Source organism: Cohnella faecalis, from assembly GCF_003570905.1.
GTDB classification, from domain to species: domain Bacteria; phylum Bacillota; class Bacilli; order Paenibacillales; family Paenibacillaceae; genus Cohnella; species Cohnella faecalis.
This window is the reverse complement of sequence record NZ_QXJM01000040.1, coordinates 760,666-782,287: the sequence shown is the minus strand read 5'-3', so window position 1 is coordinate 782,287 and position 21,622 is coordinate 760,666. Positions and strand designations below refer to the sequence as shown.

The 21,622-nt window shown below is 45.8% G+C and carries 23 protein-coding genes and 1 pseudogene; 6 read left to right on the top strand and 18 right to left on the bottom strand.

Annotated features, from left to right (window positions below):
• Positions 1 to 19: 19 nt before the first annotated feature.
• The 5 genes from D3H35_RS25025 to dpaL all read right to left on the bottom strand — a co-directional run bounded on the left by D3H35_RS25025 (position 20) and on the right by dpaL (position 4,729).
• The gene (locus tag D3H35_RS25025; protein WP_119151857.1) at positions 20 to 742 is read right to left on the bottom strand and encodes an amino acid ABC transporter ATP-binding protein; all 723 of its coding nucleotides are present in this window, start codon (positions 740 to 742) and stop codon (positions 20 to 22) included.
• Positions 739 to 1,383 (bottom strand): amino acid ABC transporter permease, encoded by a 645-nt coding sequence (locus D3H35_RS25020; protein ID WP_119151856.1) that lies wholly within the window; start codon positions 1,381 to 1,383, stop codon positions 739 to 741. The genes D3H35_RS25025 and D3H35_RS25020 overlap by 4 nt, the downstream gene beginning before the upstream one ends.
• Positions 1,384 to 1,416: 33 nt before the next feature.
• A complete protein-coding gene (locus D3H35_RS25015; protein WP_119151855.1) occupies positions 1,417 to 2,253 on the bottom strand; it encodes a transporter substrate-binding domain-containing protein in 837 nt (278 codons plus the stop codon).
• Positions 2,254 to 2,444: 191 nt separating this feature from the next.
• Positions 2,445 to 3,488: a YgeY family selenium metabolism-linked hydrolase gene (locus D3H35_RS25010; RefSeq protein ID WP_199728598.1), complete on the bottom strand. Its 1,044-nt coding sequence runs from the start codon at positions 3,486 to 3,488 to the stop codon at positions 2,445 to 2,447.
• Positions 3,485 to 4,729: a diaminopropionate ammonia-lyase gene (dpaL, locus tag D3H35_RS25005; RefSeq protein ID WP_119151854.1), complete on the bottom strand. Its 1,245-nt coding sequence runs from the start codon at positions 4,727 to 4,729 to the stop codon at positions 3,485 to 3,487. The genes D3H35_RS25010 and dpaL overlap by 4 nt, the downstream gene beginning before the upstream one ends.
• 301 nt (positions 4,730 to 5,030) lie before the next feature.
• On the opposite strand from dpaL, the gene D3H35_RS25000 reads away from it, so the two are divergent.
• Positions 5,031 to 6,782, top strand: coding sequence for a sigma-54-dependent Fis family transcriptional regulator (locus tag D3H35_RS25000; protein ID WP_119151853.1), 1,752 nt, complete (start codon positions 5,031 to 5,033; stop codon positions 6,780 to 6,782).
• Positions 6,783 to 6,874: 92 nt separating this feature from the next.
• On the opposite strand, the gene D3H35_RS24995 is transcribed toward D3H35_RS25000, so the two are convergent.
• On the bottom strand, positions 6,875 to 7,576 hold the full coding sequence (locus D3H35_RS24995) for a DUF4386 domain-containing protein (protein ID WP_119151852.1): 702 nt from the start codon (positions 7,574 to 7,576) through the stop codon (positions 6,875 to 6,877).
• Between the two features lie 77 nt (positions 7,577 to 7,653).
• On the opposite strand from D3H35_RS24995, the pseudogene D3H35_RS33685 reads away from it, so the two are divergent.
• Together D3H35_RS33685 and D3H35_RS32895 are read left to right on the top strand one after the other, a co-directional pair.
• A pseudogene (locus tag D3H35_RS33685) lies at positions 7,654 to 7,956 on the top strand (helix-turn-helix transcriptional regulator); the annotation flags it as partial.
• An 18-nt stretch (positions 7,957 to 7,974) separates the two neighbouring features.
• The gene (locus tag D3H35_RS32895; protein ID WP_233568157.1) at positions 7,975 to 8,523 is read left to right on the top strand and encodes a hypothetical protein; all 549 of its coding nucleotides are present in this window, start codon (positions 7,975 to 7,977) and stop codon (positions 8,521 to 8,523) included.
• 463 nt (positions 8,524 to 8,986) lie between these two features.
• Here D3H35_RS32895 and D3H35_RS24985 read toward each other — a convergent pair whose 3' ends face one another.
• The 6 genes from D3H35_RS24985 to D3H35_RS35020 all read right to left on the bottom strand — a co-directional run bounded on the left by D3H35_RS24985 (position 8,987) and on the right by D3H35_RS35020 (position 13,598).
• Complete coding sequence (locus D3H35_RS24985; RefSeq protein WP_119151850.1) at positions 8,987 to 9,643, bottom strand: FusB/FusC family EF-G-binding protein; 657 nt, start codon at positions 9,641 to 9,643, stop codon at positions 8,987 to 8,989.
• A 231-nt stretch (positions 9,644 to 9,874) separates the two neighbouring features.
• Positions 9,875 to 10,786, bottom strand: coding sequence for a haloalkane dehalogenase (locus tag D3H35_RS24980; protein ID WP_158594254.1), 912 nt, complete (start codon positions 10,784 to 10,786; stop codon positions 9,875 to 9,877).
• Between the two features lie 167 nt (positions 10,787 to 10,953).
• Positions 10,954 to 11,622 (bottom strand): hypothetical protein, encoded by a 669-nt coding sequence (locus tag D3H35_RS24975; RefSeq protein WP_147355933.1) that lies wholly within the window; start codon positions 11,620 to 11,622, stop codon positions 10,954 to 10,956.
• A 280-nt stretch (positions 11,623 to 11,902) separates the two neighbouring features.
• Entirely contained in the window at positions 11,903 to 12,757 is an 855-nt protein-coding gene (locus D3H35_RS24970) for a helix-turn-helix domain-containing protein (protein ID WP_119151847.1), read from the bottom strand.
• Positions 12,758 to 12,840: 83 nt separating this feature from the next.
• On the bottom strand, positions 12,841 to 13,422 hold the full coding sequence (locus D3H35_RS24965; RefSeq protein ID WP_233568129.1) for a JAB domain-containing protein: 582 nt from the start codon (positions 13,420 to 13,422) through the stop codon (positions 12,841 to 12,843).
• A gap of 5 nt (positions 13,423 to 13,427) precedes the next feature.
• Positions 13,428 to 13,598 carry a JAB domain-containing protein gene (locus D3H35_RS35020; protein ID WP_119151846.1) on the bottom strand — a complete coding sequence of 57 codons (171 nt, stop codon included), beginning with the start codon at positions 13,596 to 13,598 and terminating at the stop codon, positions 13,428 to 13,430.
• 339 nt (positions 13,599 to 13,937) lie between these two features.
• Here D3H35_RS35020 and D3H35_RS24955 point away from each other — a divergent pair, with 339 nt between their 5' ends.
• The 3 genes from D3H35_RS24955 to D3H35_RS24945 all read left to right on the top strand — a co-directional run bounded on the left by D3H35_RS24955 (position 13,938) and on the right by D3H35_RS24945 (position 15,952).
• Positions 13,938 to 14,165 carry a helix-turn-helix domain-containing protein gene (locus tag D3H35_RS24955; RefSeq protein ID WP_119151845.1) on the top strand — a complete coding sequence of 76 codons (228 nt, stop codon included), beginning with the start codon at positions 13,938 to 13,940 and terminating at the stop codon, positions 14,163 to 14,165.
• Between the two features lie 183 nt (positions 14,166 to 14,348).
• A complete protein-coding gene (locus D3H35_RS24950; RefSeq protein WP_119151844.1) occupies positions 14,349 to 14,570 on the top strand; it encodes a helix-turn-helix domain-containing protein in 222 nt (73 codons plus the stop codon).
• A gap of 302 nt (positions 14,571 to 14,872) precedes the next feature.
• Complete coding sequence (locus tag D3H35_RS24945; protein WP_119151843.1) at positions 14,873 to 15,952, top strand: HindVP family restriction endonuclease; 1,080 nt, start codon at positions 14,873 to 14,875, stop codon at positions 15,950 to 15,952.
• Here the strand turns inward: D3H35_RS24945 and D3H35_RS31460 are convergent.
• From D3H35_RS31460 to D3H35_RS24920, 6 genes are all read right to left on the bottom strand, one after another.
• Positions 15,944 to 16,222 carry a hypothetical protein gene (locus D3H35_RS31460; RefSeq protein WP_199728597.1) on the bottom strand — a complete coding sequence of 93 codons (279 nt, stop codon included), beginning with the start codon at positions 16,220 to 16,222 and terminating at the stop codon, positions 15,944 to 15,946. The two genes, D3H35_RS24945 and D3H35_RS31460, sit on opposite strands and share 9 nt — an antisense overlap.
• Positions 16,215 to 17,150 (bottom strand): DNA cytosine methyltransferase, encoded by a 936-nt coding sequence (locus D3H35_RS24940; RefSeq protein WP_199728596.1) that lies wholly within the window; start codon positions 17,148 to 17,150, stop codon positions 16,215 to 16,217. The genes D3H35_RS31460 and D3H35_RS24940 overlap by 8 nt, the downstream gene beginning before the upstream one ends.
• Positions 17,151 to 17,381: 231 nt before the next feature.
• Positions 17,382 to 19,145 (bottom strand): AAA family ATPase, encoded by a 1,764-nt coding sequence (locus tag D3H35_RS24935; protein WP_119151842.1) that lies wholly within the window; start codon positions 19,143 to 19,145, stop codon positions 17,382 to 17,384.
• Between the two features lie 604 nt (positions 19,146 to 19,749).
• Entirely contained in the window at positions 19,750 to 20,115 is a 366-nt protein-coding gene (locus tag D3H35_RS24930; RefSeq protein ID WP_119151841.1) for a GntR family transcriptional regulator, read from the bottom strand.
• Complete coding sequence (locus D3H35_RS24925) at positions 20,112 to 20,768, bottom strand: ABC-2 transporter permease (protein ID WP_119151840.1); 657 nt, start codon at positions 20,766 to 20,768, stop codon at positions 20,112 to 20,114. The genes D3H35_RS24930 and D3H35_RS24925 overlap by 4 nt, the downstream gene beginning before the upstream one ends.
• The gene (locus tag D3H35_RS24920; RefSeq protein WP_119151839.1) at positions 20,761 to 21,615 is read right to left on the bottom strand and encodes an ABC transporter ATP-binding protein; all 855 of its coding nucleotides are present in this window, start codon (positions 21,613 to 21,615) and stop codon (positions 20,761 to 20,763) included. Before D3H35_RS24920 ends, D3H35_RS24925 begins: the two co-directional genes overlap by 8 nt.
• Positions 21,616 to 21,622 lie beyond the last annotated feature (7 nt).

Here is a 21,622-nt window from a genome sequence, read left to right as displayed (position 1 = left end):
ATACCCCTCAAGGGCAAGCTTACAGCACTTTCTTGAGAAATTCCTGGACTCTCGCGTTACGCGGATTCGAAAACAGCTCTGCAGGGGTATTCTCCTCCACGATAGCTCCTTCGTCCATAAAAATAACGCGGTCCCCAACCTCCCGGGCGAATCCCATTTCATGAGTAACGATGACCATCGTCATCCCTTCCTGCGCAAGGTCCTTCATCACCTGCAACACCTCGCCCACCATCTCGGGATCGAGTGCGGATGTCGGCTCATCGAAGAGCAGAATATCCGGATTCATCGCTAACGCCCGGGCTATGGCCACCCTCTGCTTCTGACCTCCGGACAGACGATCCGGATATTCGTCCGCCTTATCCTTCAGCCCGACCTTCCCCAGCAGACGAAGCGCATTTTCCCTGGCCTGAGACTTTGTCGCCTTCTTCAGTTCGACGGGGACAAGCATGACATTTTCCAGCGCTGTCATATGCGGAAAGAGATGAAAGGACTGAAACACCATTCCGATATTTTCCCGCAGCTTATTAATATCGACTTTTCGATCTATCAAGCTTCGGCCGTTCACGACGACGTCGCCGTCTGACGGGTTCTCCAGCTTGTTCATACAACGCAGCAGCGTACTCTTACCGGAGCCCGAGGGCCCAATGATGCAAACGACCTCGCTCTTGTTGATGTTTAATGTGATCTCTTTCAGCACTTTCGTTTTGCCAAAGCTTTTCGATAAACTCGTCACTTGTATCATAGGCGGTAATACCTCTCAATTCTTCGGGATACGTAAGACAGCATCGTAATGACGACAAAATACATCAGCCCGACCATGCCCCATATTTCGAACGATTTGTAATTCCCTGCGATGATGATTTCGCCGCTCTGCGTCAATTCGCGTATGCCTATGGCGGACAATATCGACGTGTCTTTAAGAGAGATGACAAATTGGTTTAAGATAGCCGGAATCATCCGCTGGATCGCTTGCGGCATAATGACCTTCAGCATCGCTCTGCGATAAGGCAGACCCAGACTGCGCGCGGCTTCCATCTGTCCCTTATCTACCGATTGAATGCCCGCCCTGAAGATCTCGGCCATGTACGCTCCTGCATTTAGACTGAGCGCAATTGTACCCGCGGTGAGTGCAGTAATGCGGAAATCCAAGACGCTCGGCAGACCGAAATATATGAAGAATGCTTGAACGATCAACGGTGTGCCCCGAATTAAGTCGATGTAGGCAATTGCCGCCGCTCTCAGAGCTTTGAAATGACTAATATTCATCAAACCGATGATAAAGCCAATCACGGAAGCGGCCAAAAGGGCCACTACCGTGATTCTCAAGGTCATGAGCATGCCGTCCATCAAGCTGGGAAAACTACTGACGAATAAATCCCACATGCTTTAACCCTCCTTGCCAAATAGGTTCGTTCCTTACTTGTTTTCGCCCAAATATTTTGCGACGATCTTATCGTATTCTCCGTTTTGTTGCAGCTTCTTCAAGCCATCGTTAAACGCAGCGAGCAATTCCTGGTTTTTGCCTTTGTTAACGGCGAATCCGTAATACTCGACAGCAAGCTTCGGAACCGCAATTCGGAGCTTGGAATCCTTGTTAACCGACAGCATGTAGGCAATAACCGGGTAATCCTCGAAGCCTATATCCGCATTACCGTTCTCCACTTGCTGGAAAGCGGTTGGCGTATCGTCGAAATATTGGATCGTCGCGCCGAACTCTTCCTTGTGCTCTTCCGCATACTTCGCCCCTACCGTACCTTTCTTGACGGCGAACGTCTTACCTTTGAAATCTTCTGCGGACTCGATACTCGTATTATCCTTGTGAACGACAGCCGAAGTTCCCGACTCAAAATAGCCTTCGGAGAAGTCAATCGTCTTCCTCCGTTCTTCCGTGATCGTGATGCCCGCAATCGAGGCATCGATCTGATTCGACGTAATAGCGGGAATAATTCCCTTGAAGTCCATAGGCCTCAGCTCATAAGTGAAGCCCTCAAGCTTGGCAATGGCGTCCAGCAAATCGATGTCGATTCCCACATACTTATCGCCCTGCTTGAATTCGAATGGCGCATAGGTCGCGTCCGTCGCGATGATATACTGCTTGCCGGCCACCGGCGAAGAGACCGTAGGCGAGGGACTAGACCCAGAGGCAGCGGCGTTATTGCTGTTGCCGTCGCTATTGCTGGAACAACCGGCCAAGGTGACTACAGCGAAGACGGACAGAGCAAGAGCGGCAACTAGCATTGATTTTTTTGTCATAATAATCGACTCTCCTTAGGAGCTAGGTTGGTTTTTATGAAGACTTTGCATATAATAACCGGGAATTGCAGCATACATGGCGGCGCAGCGGATTAAATCGTTCTTCCAGGTTTTCTCGTTCGGGGCATGGGCTTCGCTTTCTTTGCCCGGTCCGAAGCCGATGCAAGGAATGCCATGAAGTCCCGTAATAGCTACTCCGTTGGTCGAGAAGGTCCACTTGTCGATAATGGGGGTTCCTTGAACAACGAGACGTACGTTTGCTCCAACGTGCGGCAAACCTCATGATCCTCCTCCAGCAGCCATGCCGGAAAATAGCAATCTTTCGGATACCGCAAGCCGGTATAGGAAGGCTTGACGTAATCGAACATTTCCACGGTTGCTCCCGCAGCGGCAACGGAAGGCAATTGTTTGATTTCCTCCAGAGCCTCTTCCCATGACTCGCCGATCGTTAACCGACGGTCGATCGATAGGGTGCTGCCGTCCGCAACGGCGCATCTCGAGGGGGAGGTCGATGCGATCTCGGATACCGTTAACGTTCCTTTGCCTAGAAAAGGATGATCGGCCAATCGCTCGTTCAACTGCTGCAGCTCGGCAACAATCGGGGCCATCTTGTAGATCGCGTTAATTCCCCGCTCGGGAGCGGAGCCATGGCTGCTAATACCGGCCGTGCTGACTTTGATCTCCATCCGGCCGCGATGGCCGCGGTAGATTCTGCAAGAGGTCGGCTCCGTGGATACGACAAAATCCGGCTTAATCTTGTCTTCCCGAATGATATATTCCCAACACAAACCGTCACAATCTTCTTCCTGCACGGTACCGGTAACGAGCAGCGTATAGTCGCCCTCCAGACCGAGCTCTTTAATGATTTTTCCAGCGTAGACCATGGAGGCCATGCCGCCTTTCTGGTCGCTTGTCCCCCTTCCCCCGATAATCTCGTCGTCCTCGCAGCCCTCGTAGGGATCGAAGTCCCAATTGCCGGGATCGCCGACCCCAACGGTGTCAATGTGAGCATCCATGGCGATCAAGGTCGAACCTTGCCCAATATAGCCAAGCAAGTTACCCATTGGATCGATCTCAACGCGATCGAAACCGACCTTCTCCATCTCTTCCTTGATTCGTTGAATGACTCGTCCTTCACGGCCGCTTTCGCTCGGAATCGCAACGATGTCCCTCAGAAATCGGAACATGTCCTCGCGATACCGTTCGGCCGACTGCAAAATTAGCTCTATGCTCATCCTTGCTGCTCCCCCCTTCCATCCGATTTCGGCACCTTGCCATACCCGTCCCAGACAACCTTGCGGTACATATAGGGATCGGTATCTCCTTCCGTATTAAAAAGAAGGACGACCGAATCCGCATTGAGCCCGATCTCTTCTCGAATCCGGGCATAATTTTCGTCTTCCATAACCATGCTCAGCAGCCCCGCCGTCACCGCCCCCGATTCGCCCGAGATCACTCTTGGATCGCCTTGGAGCGGATTGCCAAGCACTCTCATTCCCAATGCGGCTACACCGTCCGGCACGGATGCGAACACATCCGCATATTCGCGGAGCACCTCCCATCCGAGCGGATTCGGCTCTCCGCAGGCTAGTCCGGCCATGATCGTGTCCATGTCCCCTTCCACTCGATGAAGCTGCCCATCGTCCGCTTTGCAAGTACGGTACAAGCAATCCGCCTTGTTCGGCTCCACGATAACGACGGTCGGGGACTTCTCCATCTCTGCGTTCAGATAGCCTACTACAGCTCCCGCCAGCGCGCCGACTCCCGCTTGCACGAACACATGGGTCGGACCGGCAGCTTCGCTTTCCTGCAATTGGCTTAACGCTTCTTGCGCCATCGTCGCGTAGCCTTGCATAATGTGAAGCGGCACTTCCACGTAGCCTTCCCATGAAGTATCTTGAATAACTTCCCAACCGTACTTCTCCGCTTCCGAAGCCGCTATTCTCACGCTATCGTCGTAATTCCAGTCCGTGATCGACGCTTCCGCCCCAGCGTCCCGAATGTGCTGTAATCTTGTTAGCGAAGAGCCCTTCGGCATGTAGACGACAGACCGATGACCAAGCTGCGACGCGGTCCATGCTACGCCTCTTCCGTGATTGCCGTCAGTAGCCGTGGCGAACACCATTTCCCCCGCCTTCTCCCGGGCCGCATCGGATTTCAGCTCTTCGAATGTCATGCTCCCCGAATCCACCGCCGCTCTCTCCGCGATAAGACGACCAATCGCATAAGATCCGCCAAGCACTTTGAAAGAGCCTAACCCGAACCGGAAGGACTCGTCCTTCACATAGACACCCTTGATTCCCAAACGCTGCGCCAGTTGGCTTAAAGAGACCAAAGGCGTCGGCTCGTACTGCGGGAAGCTTCGATGGAAACGGACAGCCTTCCCGATCTCCTCGTCGCCGAATAGCTCGGCAATTCGCGCTTTCGAGTCTTTATTCACCCTCGGGTTAACAACCGTTTTTAAAGAATGAATCATGTGAGGTACTCCTTGTCCTATGCTAAATTTATAAATTTTTGACGATTGCAGGCTTGTTTACGTCAACTAATATGACGTTAAATATACGCCTCGAATTCCATCCGAACAAGTATCAATTCGATACTAACTTGACCAAAATTTTGCTATAAACCCTTGATATTAAAGGGTTTTACGAAAGTCTCTTTATGATATCCGGTATCTATATGAGACTTTAGCGGGACTTTTACCCTTCGTTTGCCTTGTATCGAATTAGTATTGGTGTTATATTTTATTACACAAAAGAGTCGAAGGGGGCGATCAGGTGCAACTGAAATCCATTCAAAACTCGATCCAGCAGGTAGTGGTCGCGATCGCCTCCGCTCTGAAGATCGAAGTCGAAGTCGCCGACCGGCAATTGTTCAGAGTGGCGGGCACGGGCGCCATCAAATCCAATGTGTGGCAGGAAATGCGCGACGAGGATTATGTCTATCGACGCTGTATGGATACCGGGGAGCCTGTCATCATAGAGGCTCCGGGACATCATGAGCTGTGCCGGCCTTGCTTGCATTTCGGCAAATGCCCGGAGCTGGGGGAAGTGTGTTGTCCCATTAAGGTTGAAGATTCTACCATCGGCGTGATTGGATTAATCGCCCTTCAGCCTGAACAGAAAGAGCGATTGTTTGCGGATTTGCCGGCCAATTTGTCTTTCCTTCAACAAATGGCCGCACTCATCGCCTCCAAGATGATCGAGCACCAATACTACCAAGAGCAACTGCTGATTAAGCAGAAAATATCGACGCTCATCCATTACCTCGACCACGGAATCGTCATGATCGACCGCGAAGGCCGCTGCGACTTTATTAACCCTGCCGCCAGAAAGCTGCTCCATCTCGGCGAGGAAGATTACCCTGACTCCGATCTGATTGCGCAGTTCCCCAAGAACCTCGGAACGAAAAGCTCGGGAGCCGGCGAATCGATCGGTCAGACTCTATTTCTCCTGACGAAGAACGGATATCGGCAGCTATACGTCAACTACCACCATCTGGACGCCGGGAAGCAAGAGTGGAACACGGTTATCGTCCTTCAGGATCCCGAACAAATCGCTACAGCCGCATCGCAAATCACGGAGGGCTCGGCCCTCGGGTTTGAGGAAATTATAGGAAAAAACCAGGCGATCATCGGTCTAAAGGACTTGATGCGCAAGACGGCCAACAGCCGCTCCCCGATATTGATTCACGGAGAAAGCGGCACGGGCAAGCATTTTTTCGCGCAAAGCATCCATTATTTCAGCGAGCGGCGGGACAAGCCGTTTATTACGCTGAACTGTGCCGTATTGTCCGAAGATGCGCTTCAACGCCAATTGTTCGGAGAGCCTGTGAGAGGAACCAAGCACGCTGCCCACGGCGCATTGGAGCGAGCTGGCGGGGGAACGTTATTTTTAGACGATATTGCAGAGATGCCCTTGTCCGCGCAGCTGACGCTATTGCGAGTATTGGAGGAACGAGCTATTCGGAAGGAAGATTCCGCGAAGCCCATTCCGCTCGAATTGCGCCTCATTGCCGCTACGGACAAGAATCTCGAAGACCTCGTAGCCCAAGGCTCTTTCCGGCAGGATCTTTTCTATAAGCTCAACGTTATCCCCTTGTTCGTACCTTCCCTTAAAGACAGGCGGGAAGACATCTTGCCCTTGGCCAGGTATTTTTTGAACAAACACGCCCGCGCGAACAGCAAAACGTTCCGCTCCATGGACGACGGGTTTCAAAAAACATTGGTCTCGTACCATTGGCCGGGAAACATTCGGGAATTATCCAACGTTATCGAATATGCAGTGAACATTGAAAGCAATCAAGAGCTAACTAAAGCGAGCATGCCCGCCTATTTGAGGGACATCGACTATCATTCGCTGGATTTGCTTTCGGACGGGGATCTAAACTTGCGGTCAATGGAGAAGGAAGCGATTCGAAGAGCCATTATCGTTGTAAAAGAGCGAGGCGAATCGAAGGATAAAGCTTCCGAGCTCTTGGGGATCGGGCGAGCCACCTTATTCCGTAAGCTTCAGGAATACGGCTTATGAGGCTTCATACCGGCCTCATCCTAAATAAGCTCCGATGTTGCAGTACGATAACTGCGGCATCAGAGCTTATTTTGATAGGCATAGCCGCCGCCTTACATGACTTGCATTAGCTTTTCGAGGTTTGGCTTGCGAAACCCTTTCCCTATTAAGAAGACTGCCAAACTCAGCTCATAGACGCCGACGGGGAGAGCGATCAGTCCTTTTGCCGCAGATAGAGGCTCTACAATACCGAACATTTCCAACAGGCCTGCTGCGAATACGAGTACAGCCGTGATTATACCGAACAGCGCTAAGGGTCTAGGCACTAAGCCTGTTCTGAACAGCAAGTAGCTGTACATTGTCGTATTGACACCCAGCATAAAATTCGGGCCTAACATCGAAGTCCAACGATGAAAAGCTTGCAGCGTGTAGCCGAGCTCGCGAACATTTTCTTGATTTGCCAAGCCGTTTGCTTCAAATTGTATACTAAGCTGCAATAGACCTAGTATGCTCACCACGCCGATTGCAATCAGAACAGCCTCCATGAATCGGAAACATAAATATCCTAGCGCCAGCTGTTCATTCCAACGACGAACATAAGGAAATAGCATAACCGCTGTGCCTACCGCCGTCAGAATGAGCAAGAGATCGTTAATGACACCTAGCAAAACCTTCGTTTTAAACCCATTCGCCACAGACATAACCCATTGCTCCGACAAAATTGGCTCATACAAAATAACGGCAATGATGGAAGTGACCGCAGCTGCGAAATAAAAAATTCCGATAATGATCCCGTTTCTTCTATGTTGCGTCATTAACCTTATCTCCTTTGGCCAATCGCCAATGTTATAATAATTACTGAATATTTCGAAAAAAGATAACAAGGGTTATTATGAACCATTATGAGGTCGTAGAAAATGCTTTAATCCATATTGAGAACCATTTGGATCAGCCCTTGTCGCTGGAGTCTGTAGCCAATGCCTCCAACATGTCCAAATTTTACTTTCACAGACTTTTTTCCGCCATGATGGGCTGTTCTTTAAACCCATACATCCTATCCCGAAGATTGAACGCGTCGCTTGAACTCATTCGAACCGATCGTTTACCGCTAACCGATATAGCCTACCGGCTAAACTTTGGAACTCCCTCCTCCTTCACCCGCGCTTTCAAACGTCAATACGGCATCGCTCCAAGCTCTCTAAGAGCGGGGCATTTGAGCATTGCCCAAAGTCCAGTGCCTGCTGTCGTCAAAAGGCCGATTAAAAACATCAACGGCGATATTGTCACGGATTTTACTCTAACGGAATTTGAACCTGTCCGATTGAGCGGCATAGCCTTCGAGGTCGATCTGGCAACGGACGATTACAAGTCGAAAATTCGAGCCCACTCCAACATGCTGCTGAACGAGCTTGATGCAACGGTAAACGGTCCCTGTTATGTCGTCTATTCGAACTGCCAGCCCGATTCGACCTGCTTCAAGGTTCTGTTCGGGGTTCCATCCGGCATTCAGATTGAAAAGCCCTTTTATTTTACCGTCGATGTGCCGCAGCTCTTCTGCGCCAAGTTCAAATATTCCGGCGACCTCCTGGATATAGGCGACGTGCTTGCAACCGACTATGCCCGATTCTTGAAGGTATCTAGGCAGGAAACGGACGACTCGCATATTGAGCTTATTCAATTTTTCGATGACGTTCACAATCTGGATTCGGCCTACCACATCTACGCGCCCATCAAGAAACTTCCTATTGATTCGGATTGTTAGCGGCGTTCCGTGCGCCATGAACACAAGATAACATAATGGCTTCAGATGAGCTTTCCGAATCTTGCTGTAATAAAGCGGCAAGCACATACGCCCTCGACCGGCGTCCTTTGTACGTCGAAGCTTTTGATTAACTGCACTAGCTACCGCTATTCATCCCGTAGAGCCGCACCGCTGGGATTGAACTGCAAAAAGCACCGTTATTTTTTTCCATTTCGGTGCTGAACGCTAAAAGCGCCTTAAGTAAATGTACCTTTTGCAGGTAATATCGCTAGCGTACCGATCTACCCTCAAAATAAAGGTATGTTTTGCAGTTGAACGTCGGGCTAGGCTTGGCGCGCGGGTCGTTCGTCGATCATTCGGCGTTAGTCCGGCTCGGTTTGGGTCGGCGACAAGCTCGGCTCTTTCTGATACGACAAAAAGAGGCGGCCGAAGCCGCCCCTCCTCTTGCGTTGCGCTCTCGATTCTATCCGAGAACCGAGTCGATGAATTTTTCCAACGATGACACGTCCGTCATGTTCTTGTTGCACTCATGGCCGTTCATGCAAATATAATTGCCGACCGATTTGTAATAGTCGGGCGAAGCATTCGCGGGCCTCTTCTTGGATACCGCCGAAAACAACGCCAATTCTTCGATTCTGTTGCATGCGAAGCAGTAGCTTTTTTTGTTGTTTGCCGTAAACCTGCCTTCCAAGCCGACAAATTGTCCGCCCGCAGCAGGGTACACGATAAACATTTTATTGGTCGAAATATCGATCCAGCTCAAATAGGAAACGTAGCGGAAGTCGACCTGCGCGAGATCGGGCAGCTTCAGCTTTTTGTTCTTCGGAAAGAGCTTCTGAATCTGCTTATTCGTAATGGCAGGGAACTCGATGAGATACGGCTCAAGCGCCTGCAAATACTTCTGAAAATCCTCCGCCGTCCGCAAATCCGAGATGGATTCCAACATCGTTCTCCGATGGTCTCTTAAGTCCGGGAATAGCTCCGCCACCTTGGCCTGCGCGTTCAATCGAACGGACTCCAATACTTTGGGGTCGCCAACCGTTCGGAGCGCATACAGCACGTAGTCTGCCTGCTTTTTGATAAAGTTATATTCATGGTTTCTAATAAATGGTTCACACATGGACGTCAGCCCCTTATTTTTATAATGCAAAAGAAAATAAGGTGCAAAGCCATCTATTAGAAAACGATAGCTGCCAATTCGACCGGCGATGGAAGGTTAGCCAGCCATGCAAAGTATCGCCTCCTAATTAGGCTTTGCATGGGGCTGTTCCAATCCGGCAATCTCTGATTGCCATCCGTATCACCTCCCGCTTCAGGAATGTAAATAGTATACCCCGCCCGGTGAACGAAATCAGCCCCCGCCGTTAACTTGATCCAGCCATCGCCGCAGCTCTCGACCTATCGCATGAGGATTTTCCTCCGTCAAATAGTGGAACCCTTTCCCGATATCGCAGAGCGTCAGGTTATGCAGATGCTTCCGGCACCAATCGAGCTGCGGCTCTCGTACGGTGCAGCCGGGTGTCGCATAGAACAACAGCTTCGGTATAGGGGAGGCCGTAAACCAATCGTTGCGCGCATTCACCGCTTCCACGACTTCAGGAGGATGGCCTTCAATCGGGATTTGGTTCGGGAATACCCACATCGGTTTCCGCTCCTCCGGGTTGCGGAAAGGCTCCCGATACTGTTCATGCTCCTCGGGAGAGATCGCCCGGTTAATGATCGTAGTCGTCATTCCTTCAATAAACACGCTGTTGTCTCGCATGAACGGCCAACCCTTCTCCGGATCGCGCAGCGTCTGGAACAAAGGCTGCGCCTCCGGCGGGGAAAAGTCCGACCAAGTGGGATTGGGGTACAACGCTTGCGGTTCGAGCATCGCTATCGCTTTTATCTTATCGGGATGATTCATCGCATAGTGCAGCCCTATAGCCGCTCCCCAGTCATGTCCGACAAGCACGATGTTCGTAAGCTCCAGCTGCTCAATGAACCGGGTCACATAATCGACTTGCTCCAGGAACGTATAGCCGATATCCGGCTTGTCGGAACGGCCCATTCCCATCAAGTCGACGGCAATGCAACGATTCGAGCTCTGAGCGTAGGGAATGATATTGCGGAAGGTGTACGACCAAGTCGGATTGCCGTGAAGGAACACGACAGGGTCTCCGGTTCCCTGATCGATATAGTGCAGCCGATGGCCGTTGACCGTCATATAGCGCGACTCGAACGGATATTCCTTGCCGATCGGCAGTGCTTCAAGGTTGGACATAGGGGGTGTGGCTCCTTTTTTGGGGGTGGTTGGTTGATATTCGGATCTTATCATCCTGCCCCGAACAGCTCATTGTACAAATGCGACAACTTCGGCAAACAAGAACTAGGCCCTCCGGGCAAACGCATCGGGGGCCCTTCCATGCAGATAGTCTAGCCGCTGCTTAATTAATCTTCTAAGCTAGGAATATCCATTTCGTCCATTGCTTTATTTGAATCGTAATCAATGAATATATCGACCATTTTTTCTGTTTTTTTATCGTATGTAAAACTAATTCCTTTGTTCTCGACTAAAAAAGCAAGGCTATTTGTTGTTTCCGTTTCGGGCTCTGAAACAAGATTTTTTCCGTATGCTTCTTTGGTTTTTTCCAATGAGTCCCCAATACTTATGCCTCGTTTTGTTGGCACCTTTATTAATTTGATCGACACAATACGCCCTGATTTATCGGTAGCATTGTATAAATAATCAAATATAAAATCCGTATTCTCTTTATTCGGATAGGAAACTTGATACCACGCGTAATCTTTACCTTTAGCTTCACCGGCCACCCTAGTAGTAATACTCTCGTTATTTTCCTCCATTGAAAGGTGCAATTTAGATGTTAGTTCTTCAAATGGGATTTGATCGTTTAATATTATTCCATTGTATGTGACATCAAGATCTTCGTTTGTCATATCAGCAATGCTCGGATCACTTACTTGGCTTGATAAAGCAGCCGGACTTCCACTGGTTTGAGTGTTTGTGTTTTCATTGGATGTAGTACATCCAGAAATCATTACGCATGCGCATGCTAATATTAATAACCGCCGTTTTTTCAATCTATTTCCCCTAACCATACAACAATGCCCCTCCTACACTTAACAAGCAATAAATTCATCAAACGTCTTATTTGCGAAGTTGTTCACTGACAATATGAATTCGTGTGTGTTTGCCAATGCAACGCCCACACACTTACGAAAATCGTACCACAAAAATGGAAAACATTGTAGTTCATTTACAATTTGAACTCCCCTTGAACTCTAATCTCTTAGGGAGATAAACATATCTCTATTAAACTCGACAACTTCGGCAAACAAGAAATAAGCCCTCCGGGCAAACGCATAGGGGGCTTGAAAGTCAAAAGTATAGATGCTGATTGGATCGGGAAGCGGCTTCGCTTTCGTTGAAGGATTTTTTTAACTCCGGTTGAACCTCGCTGCGGAAGAACTGCTCGGGGCTGCACCCCGCGAACGCCCTGAAGTCCTTGGCAAAATGCGCATGATCCGTATAGCCGCATGCCTGAACGATGTCCAGATAGTCGTAACCGGCATTGCGAAGCTCAATCGTATGCTGAAAACGAACAATACTCGCGAACCGCTTCGGAGACGCGCCGATCAAGGCGTTAAATTGGCGTTCCAGAGTCCGCTTGCTCATATACAATTGGGCGGCCAGCCTCTCAATCGACAAGGCCCCCTGGTGGATCATAATTTGACGTGCCGCCAGCGCTATCAGCCGATCTTCCTCTTTGCTTCGCAGCATCGCGATCAGAAATTGCTGCACGATGCCGACCCGCTCTTCCGCGCCAGACGCGCCGATCAGCTTCTCCTCCATCTCTCGGACGCTCCGACCGGGAAAAACAAGCTCCAACGACACATCGACATTCTGAAATTCGTGAAGCGGATACTTGGTAAAATGGGACAAGCCCCCGGGCTTGAACGGAATAATAATCGTCCCGATGGCGCCCGTACTGACATATTCCTTCACAGTCGCATGTAGGCCGGTAATGCCGCTTGAGCCCATGGACACCGCAGCATTATTTTCCAATCTGTTCATCGGTTGTCCGTATTGAATACCGATGACCGTCATCGAGGTAGGCAACACCTTAACAGGGTTCCGATTGGCAAAATTGGTCTGGCTAAAATCCTCCTGCACAAGAATACCGTCAATATAAGGGTACAGAATTGGCGAGGGCGGAAATCGTTGAATGAGCATCAGACACTCCCTTTGCGGTGGAGGTTTGTTGACCCTATTATACCTGAAATATTCCCTATGATCGGCGAACAATTACCGAAAGGTTATTTACCCGAATTCGGAGGATTTTGCAGCTCCATCAAGCCTGTTTCTTTAAAGCTAATATAGTTATTGTCCGTGCCAAGAATCAAATGATCCAATAACGATATACCGATGATCGTCCCTGTTCTCATCAATCTTCGCGTGATTTTCAAGTCCTCGGGACTTGGCTCGGGATCGCCGCTCGGATGGCAATGCGCGCATATGATAGATGCGGCATTTGCCAATATGGCTGTCTTATACACTTCCCTTGGATGGATCAGCACACTGTCCAGTGTCCCAACCGCAATGACTTGTATCGTCGTAGGTCTGTTTTTGGTATCCAGACAAAGCAACAGGAAATACTCACGATCCAATTCGAATTGGATAAACTTACGAAGCAGCTGATGAGCCTCTTCCGGCGACCCCACGTTCTGAAGAGATAGAAAGCTTTTTTCTCGGACCAATTTAACTTTAACTACATCTACCCGTTTCGGTATACAGTGGTTTATCTTTAGCATGTTGTTCCTCCGCGATGCTTCTTGGCTAAGCTTGCGTTTTTCACGTATTTTTGGAAATTGTTTACCAAAAACGATTTCGAGACTCAAGGCAATCACTCCTTGAGTTTTATTATTTCCTCTGCTGAGGCAAGTGGTCTACAGACTATAGTCAACATGAAAACAATGTGAGTTGTATTCGCCAGAATTGTGGTTTTGAATACTTCCCTAGGATGGACAAGCAAGCTGTCCAGCGTTCCCACGGCGACAACCTGAATCGCAATCATCTGTTCTTCGTGTCCAGAAACAGCAGGGTCAGATGCTCCCGCTACAACTCATCTGAAATAAATTGACGGAACACCCTATGCACATCCTCCGGTGACTCCATTGTAGATCGAGTCAGAAATCCACCCTCCGAACTAACGTTAGGCGGGCAACCTCCAAGTATTGCTATAGGCTCATCCTTTCTTAGCCTCCTAGAATATCATGCTGCCCCGATGTTTGAAAAAAATCTTTGAGTAAACATACAAATGCAAGATTGTTACGCTTATACGTACCAATCTATATTTCATTATATGGTACGTTTTTGCGTATAGTCAAATAAATCTAGAGATACGGGGGAAACAATGAGGAAAAAGGTTGTTGTCAAAATTCCAATGCTGCTCAAGAAGCACGGAATTTCCTTACGAGAACTTTCTCGGCTCACAGATATCCGTCATGCCGCACTTAGCGAGCTTTCGAGCCAAAAGCGTCAAAACATTAATTTCAATCACATTGAAAAGATAGCTGAAGCCTTTGATATTCACGATATTCGTGAAATTATTGATTTGAAATCGAATGGGCAATCCCGATAAATGGTAGCCTTTATCTTGAGAGCAGTTCATGCGCAAGCATCCTATGGAGGCTTCGTTAATCACCACTTTCAGTCCATATCTCATATGTAAATTTAGGGTTGTTACGTTTACACGTACCAACCTATTTTTTATTGTGTGGTACGTTTTTGCGTATAGACAAAAACTAGAGGCACAGGGGGAACAATGGGGGAAAAGGTTGTTATCAAAATACCCGAACTACTCAAAAAGCATGGAATTTCCCTACGAGAACTTTCCCGACTTACAGATATTCGCCATGCCGCACTTAGTGAGCTTTCAAGCCAAAAACGTCAAAACATTAACTTCAATCACATTGAAAAGATAGCTGAAGCCTTTGATATTCACGATATTCGTGAAATTATTGATTTAGTTGAAACTAAACCTTGAGTGTGTAGCGAGGTGTGTACGAAGAAAAGTGCGTCGGTTGAGTTCCCTCGGAGAGTAACTCCAACTTAGTATGCTTAGCTCCTCTGCTTCGACACCTAGTTTTCTTGCATCCCTTTCAAAAAATCGATGGCAATGATCAACCACTATGCACATGAAAGCACGACTTGAGTGAAGTTCTTCAAACTTCATCCTTATTTCAGGGAAAATCGCCACCATTCACAATAAATGAAGGAAATTTATCCTAAATGTCGAATAGGGTAACTTACCTTAACCAGTCTGAATGAACAGAGAGGTAAGTTACGATGAATAGAACACAACCAACACTATACGGTATTACCAATTCAAATAGGCATGGCAAAGACTTGTTCGGAAAAAATCAGTTTAACAGTGCATTTCCTCTTTCTTTAGCTTGTTATATGAGAGATCAGGGTCAAAAAGCAGTTTATTTGTATTTAGATGAAAACCTTAAAGTACAAAGTAAAGAAGTATCTTTTGATGAAATTTTCAATTCTAGTTTACCAAATGACCAACTTAGATTTGACTTTGAATCAAAATACACTCCGTACCAAGAGTTTGCTTATAATGACATCAAAGGAATTGACCTAGTAATAAAACATGAAGATGAATGGTTACGACCATTAGAAGTAAAATTGACTGTTTTGCCTGACAATACAACAGGTAAAGAGCCTGAATCAAACTGGGGCTCTGAAATGGTTATTAGACCCGCCTCAACTTTGTATTGTGCGTTAGGCATAGTGCATTCATGCCAAGATGTCTTAAGGGAAATTAGAGATATGTTTGAACCAGTTTGCCACAGAATTCGAAATTGGAGTAACCACGAGGAAATTTTTAATAGGCGGACTGATCTACTTGGTGTATTAAATGACTTTCAAAAGACATATCATTCCAAGCAAAAACCTTTTCTAATGCAACCAATTTGGAAAACAAATGGAGTGAATCCCACTCTAAGTGACGATGCATTTGATATATTTGTATGGAGTGATTTTGCTCTATGCAGAACGTTCCTCGACAGATCTGAAGGCATTCAAGAAATCACTAGATTTTACAGGAGTTCAGCTAGATTAGCCAAAATATTGTATGAACTCTCCACACGTGGTAAAGCCAACATTGAAGAAATCTATACTGAGATGGCTTTTGGCTTGCAAACTGATAAAGAATTTGCTCTGAATGGAAAGATGACTCGAGATTACATGAAACACCCTCGACGAATTAACCCCGCAGTCAAGAAGGAAGTATTAACAAAAATAATTCAAAATGGTGGCGTTAAACTTTTAAGCCCTGAAAGAAGATTTGATCAGTCTGTTTATTTTACTACCGCACATCTATTTGAAGAAAAAAACGAAGGCTCGGAGTTAATCTGAGCCTTCGTTTGTTTTATATTCCTTACTACTCTCACGTGCGTATTCTCTATAAAGCTTCACCCCTCGTTTTAATTGGGATTTTACAGAAACACTAAAATCTTTGAATTCTGGATGTTGACTTAACTTAAAAATTACTTCCTCATCAGACAGCTTAGCCGAAACATCTACTAAATACTTAGCTCGCTTTACACGACTTCTGATATCTCTAGCTGATTTCTCAGCATACCCGAATTTCCCCTTTAGCCATTCATCAAACTGTAGTTCATCCATGTAAAACACCTTCCCTGACAACTTCAGCATTTTGCTGAAGCATTTCTTCATAAGCTCTGATTGCCCCACCAACAAATTGGGCTAGCTTTACAGGAACGGCATTACCTATCATCTGTTCCATTGTTGTCTTATTTCCTACCCAATTATAATCTATTGGAAAGGTTTGCACTTGTGCTCTTTCTAGTGTTGTAAGTTCTCTAAGTTCAGGTGTAACAGGTGCTACATCATTTGGATGACCTGTGTATCCTTTTGGGACTGGTCGATTTACTCCCCGTATCGTTGGAGCCGGTTCATCAATCGAAAAAACGGCTCTTCTATTATAATTTCTAGGATGTCTATAATAATATTCAACTTCAAGTCTTTCAGCAAAATATTGACGTATAGTCATTGGTTCGGTGGATAATCTTTGTGTTAAGGTATTTTCTAAGAAACCATCTTCCGCGCCTAATAAGCCAATACAAAAAAAACGTTTTCGTTTTTGAGGAACACCACAAAAGCTTGCATCTAAAACTTTTTCAGTTAGACCATAGCCAGCATCTTTAAATGCCTTTCTTGCTCTTGAGTATGCCTTACTGTTTTTTGACCGATCCACATTCTCCATTACAAACCAACGTGGATTTACCCTACTAATTATTTCTGCATATGACAACGTTAGATCGGCTCTGTCACCTTCTGTTCGTTTCCCGGCATGTGAAAAATCTTGGCATGGCGGACCACCAATTATCATGTCAGGTCGAAATAAACTTATTTGTTCAGCAGATTCTATGTAATTACTTAAATCTTGTTGAAAAACAGGATGCTCAAAATTTGCTACGTAACATTCAATTGCGTTATCCCAATATTCATAAGCAGCAAGCACTTCATGTCCTGCATTCTCGAAGCCACGCGACATTCCACCACAACCTGCAAATAAATCTACTAATCTCATGTAATTCACCTCTTGCGCCAACAATAACACAAAGCAAAAGAGGACGTCAATTATTTGACGCCATTATATTATTATTATTCTTCTAGACTGCTCTAACCCACAATCTTTACTGCAATTGTCTCTAAAGGTGTGACTACTTGTGATGCGGTCACCGTAACACTCTAACGATGAACAAAAAAGAGACTGTATATTCAGTTACAGTCTCCCTCGTAGTTAATAAATGTCCCTTTATTAGTTCGCAGTAACAGCTTCCGGTTCTATAACTTTCACCCAGTTAAAAATACTAAGTATTTCAGGATTATTTGTTTCATATAAACTATCAATTAATATGCTATCAGGTAAGTTCTTTGAATATTTTTCTTGTACTAGACTTCGTATTCTTCTTAATATCGGTTTTCCTCTAAGCCATGAGATTGCTTCATCAAAATCCTTAAGCTTTTCTTCAATGATTTCATGTGCTTTTGAATCCGCATATGATGGTGTAATTCTTCTATCTTCAATTTGTAACTTGTCCATTAATTTATATTTATGATCAGTAATAGTTTCCTGAATCGCACTGTTAATGATTTCTCGAACTTCATCAATCTCTAATCTAATCCCATTTGATAGTAATGCTCTTCGGATAACATCCGGAGTAATAAAATAATTTTCAATTTCATGAGCCTTAAGAATATGGGGCTGTATCTGTTGTCTGTTAGCTTCATCAAAGTACTCTTGCAGTTTTGTTTCAGAATCGTAATCATGGTCGATTACAAACCCCACTCTACGTGTAGCAAAATGCTTTCTATAAAATTCACTCGTTAGGAATAATGCCACTCTATTACTCTTCCCTTTAAATGTACTAATCAAAACAAAAGATTCCCAGTCATCTCCAAGTCTTTTGGCAAAAAGCTTATTCCATACTGTTAAATCCTCGTCTTCTACAAGTAACGTAGCTGCATGTTGATTTAATCTAATTTTATCTAGCTTATCTAACCCTCCGAGGTCTATGTAAGCTTGAACTAATGTTCCTTCATCTACTCCTGGAGTAGCTGTGTCTTCTGAATTTACCCATACAATCGAATTTGGGGGAGTGCCTTGAAGAATCTCCCTCGAATGGGTTGATATAATTATTTGGAACCCCATCTCTCTTGAAAGGGAACGAAGTTCCTCAATTAATAAAACCTGATTGTTTGCATGCAGATGTGAGTCTGGCTCATCAAGTAGAAGTACTTTGGGTTTATATTCAAAAATATACGACAGTATTTGAAGGGATTGAAGAAACCCCGTCCCGGCAGTAACAATATCAAAGAGCTCAGTTGAGCCTTCTCTTTCATATTCGACAATAAGAAACTCATTTATTTTCTCATTATATTCTGTTTTAATTTTTTTTAGTTCAGGGAACATTTTTTTTAAGATTAATTGAAGCCGCTCAAAATCAAACTTTTTTTCATCATTCATTCCTAGTGATGCAACAACATTTCTTAGTACAAGATTAGCATCACCGACTGTTATAGACTTTGTCCTAGAATACTTACCGACATATGCTTCCTTAGAGGGTATGCCTGCCAGACCCGGAACGAGCAAAGCAAATGGAGCTAATTCGTTTACTAAATCCACTAATAGCTCATCAGTGATATTTTCTTGTTGAAAAATTATTGATACATTTCTATTTTTTCCTCGTGTCATTGAAACCTCTATCCAAGAGGTCTCGGTATAATATAATTTAATTTTCGCCTCATTTGTCTGTGTAAATTTATTATTTAGCCAAATTGAATCTACTGTAGATAATGGTATGATTTTAAGATCATCTAGTGTTAGAGTAGTATTTTTCAGCTCATATCCTCTACGAGTGTTAGTAATCCCCCTCTTTATGATCTCATGACCCAGTAATATGGCGTGAAGAATAGAAGATTTACCAATATTATTTTGCCCAACCACTACAGAAAACGAATTGAATATAACAGTCTTATTTGTAAATCCTTTAAAATTCTGAACTTCGCATTTTATAACCATAAATTCCCTCCTGCAGCAATGAACGGTGCCAATCGTCCTAAAGAATAAACTTTTCTAAGTTGTGCTATGTTTCGACTAACCTTTAAACTCTTCTCATAAACATATACAAAAACTAACTAGTCCATTTTATCTATAGATAGTACTTTTATTCGACTAAATCCCTTATATTCCTTCATTACTGGAAAACTCATACTTTACAAGGCTTATATAAAGCCATAACTAACTTATTCTTGATAAGAGGAACGACGCAACCGAATTTTATTACCTTTTGCTAAACAAACAGAAGAAAGAGTTTCCTCATGTTCTGAGAAGACTCTAAGCTTAGATAAAATATTTTATTAACTAACAGCCTGTATAACCCTACAAGGCTTAACCCAAAAAGTTAGCCATCATTTATGATAAGACTCAACTCAACGCCTCTATCGGTGAAAAATGAAAAAGGAGCTGCCCAGGCATGCTCCTTCGTTAATATTTGTACGTTACTCAGGAGGAGCAACATGCTGCTGAATCTGCCTCTTTACTGCTAAACGCAAAGCAAAGTTACCTAAGACGCTAAAAGGTGCGCACCAACCTCCCACAACACCCTTAGTCACCGGAACAACCGCTAATAAACCCCCCGCAACAACGAAACAACCTCATCCAAAGTAAGCCCAAAAGACTTGTAATACTCAATATCGCTAACCATCTGCTTCAAGATCGTTTCGTTGCGTATTCGCAGCATCTCGTCGGGTGAGAATTCGGCGACAAAGCATCCTTTGCCCGTTACCGTGTTGATCAAGCCGCATCGTTCGAGTTCTTCCCAGGCTTTTTTGACGGTGATGATACTGATGCGAAGCTCCTGGGCTGCTTGGCGAATTGGTGGTAAGCAGTAGCCGCTTTCCAGCTCGCCTTTCAGAATTTGGGCACTGATTTGTTCGAAGAGCTGCTGATAAATCGGTTTTTCGGATGTGTTCGAAATGGCTATGTTCATTGGATCTCCACTTTCAGAAAACGTTTGAACGCCATTCGATAAGCAATCATTGTGAATACAATGAATATGACGATTCCCGCGATCAGGATGGAGGCTTGAAGCGCCGTATTGTCGGCTCCGGTCCCATTGAAAATGTCCGCCACATAAGAACTCCGTATCCCCAGCCACTGAGCCATTCCTGCAAAAAGCATAGCGGCGGCGATGGACGCGAACGCTGCCTTACCGTACTTATACGCCGTCTTGTAATACATGGGCAGAAGAATCAAATTGAAGATCGCCATCATCGCAAAGCATAGTCCCCAGAAGCCCATATGCGGCGCGAAGAAATAGTAGATCATGTCCGGGTACAGACGAATCGTGAGCATACCAAAGATCATGGCCACTGCCATATGCAACAATTCAAGGATGACTAGAACGGTTACCCTAGCTTTCACCATGTCTCTTTTGGTGACGGGCATCATCGCGGTAAACAGCAAATCGTTCTGAGCCTTCAGTCCGGCAAAAGTGTTCGGTACCGTGAGCCAGCAAAAGTACAAAGGAACGAGAAAATAGATCCAACTGGGAATAAGCATTAAAGCGCCTGTCAGAAGAGGCAGTACGAAAAAGAAGGGGTTTACTCCCAACTTCAAATCCTTCATCACCAGGTTATACATTCGTATCCTCCTTTTTCGCGAAATAAATCATGATGTCCTCCAGGCTCGGCGTAGTTGCTTTGATGTCGGAGGAGGGGATGAAATCCTTGGAATGAATCAATCCCGTAAAACCGAACGAATTAACCTTGTAGGAAATCAACCGCTCTTTCACCTGATCCAGCTGGCTTACGCTGCCGTTCAGCAATCGATAGGACTCCATGAACTCGTGCTTCTCGGAGCTGTTGATGATTTTCCCGTTTTCGATATACGTAATAAAATCCGCGCATTTTTCCAAGTCGGACGTAATGTGAGTGGAAAAAAGAATGCTGATTTCGCCATCCGCGACAAGCTCTTGGAAGAGATCCAGCAGATCGTCGCGCGCGACCGGATCGAGCCCGCTTGTCGGTTCATCGAGGATGAGAAGCTTCGCGCCATGGGACAAGGCAAGAGCCAAGCCGTACTTTACTTTCATTCCCGTCGACAGCTCGGCGATTTTTTTGTTTTCGTCCAATTTGAATCTTTTCAGATAGCTGTAATACGCCCCGTCATCCCAATTCTTATAGAACTTCTTAATGACGTCGGTCAACGTTTTCATCTTGCTTCGAGTATAAAAATCGATACCGCCAAACGCGCATCCGATTTCTTGCTTCAATTCGATTTCGTGCTCGGCTATGTTCTTGCCCAGAATGCGTACTTCGCCGCTATCGATATGAATCATTTTCAAGATCGATTTGATCGTGGTTGTTTTTCCTGCACCATTGGCACCGATAAATCCCATAATATAGCCCTTTTCCAACTGAAACGATATATCTTTTAACTGAAAGCCCTGATAGGTCTTATTTAAATTTCGAACGTCTATTGCCAGCATACCGTAC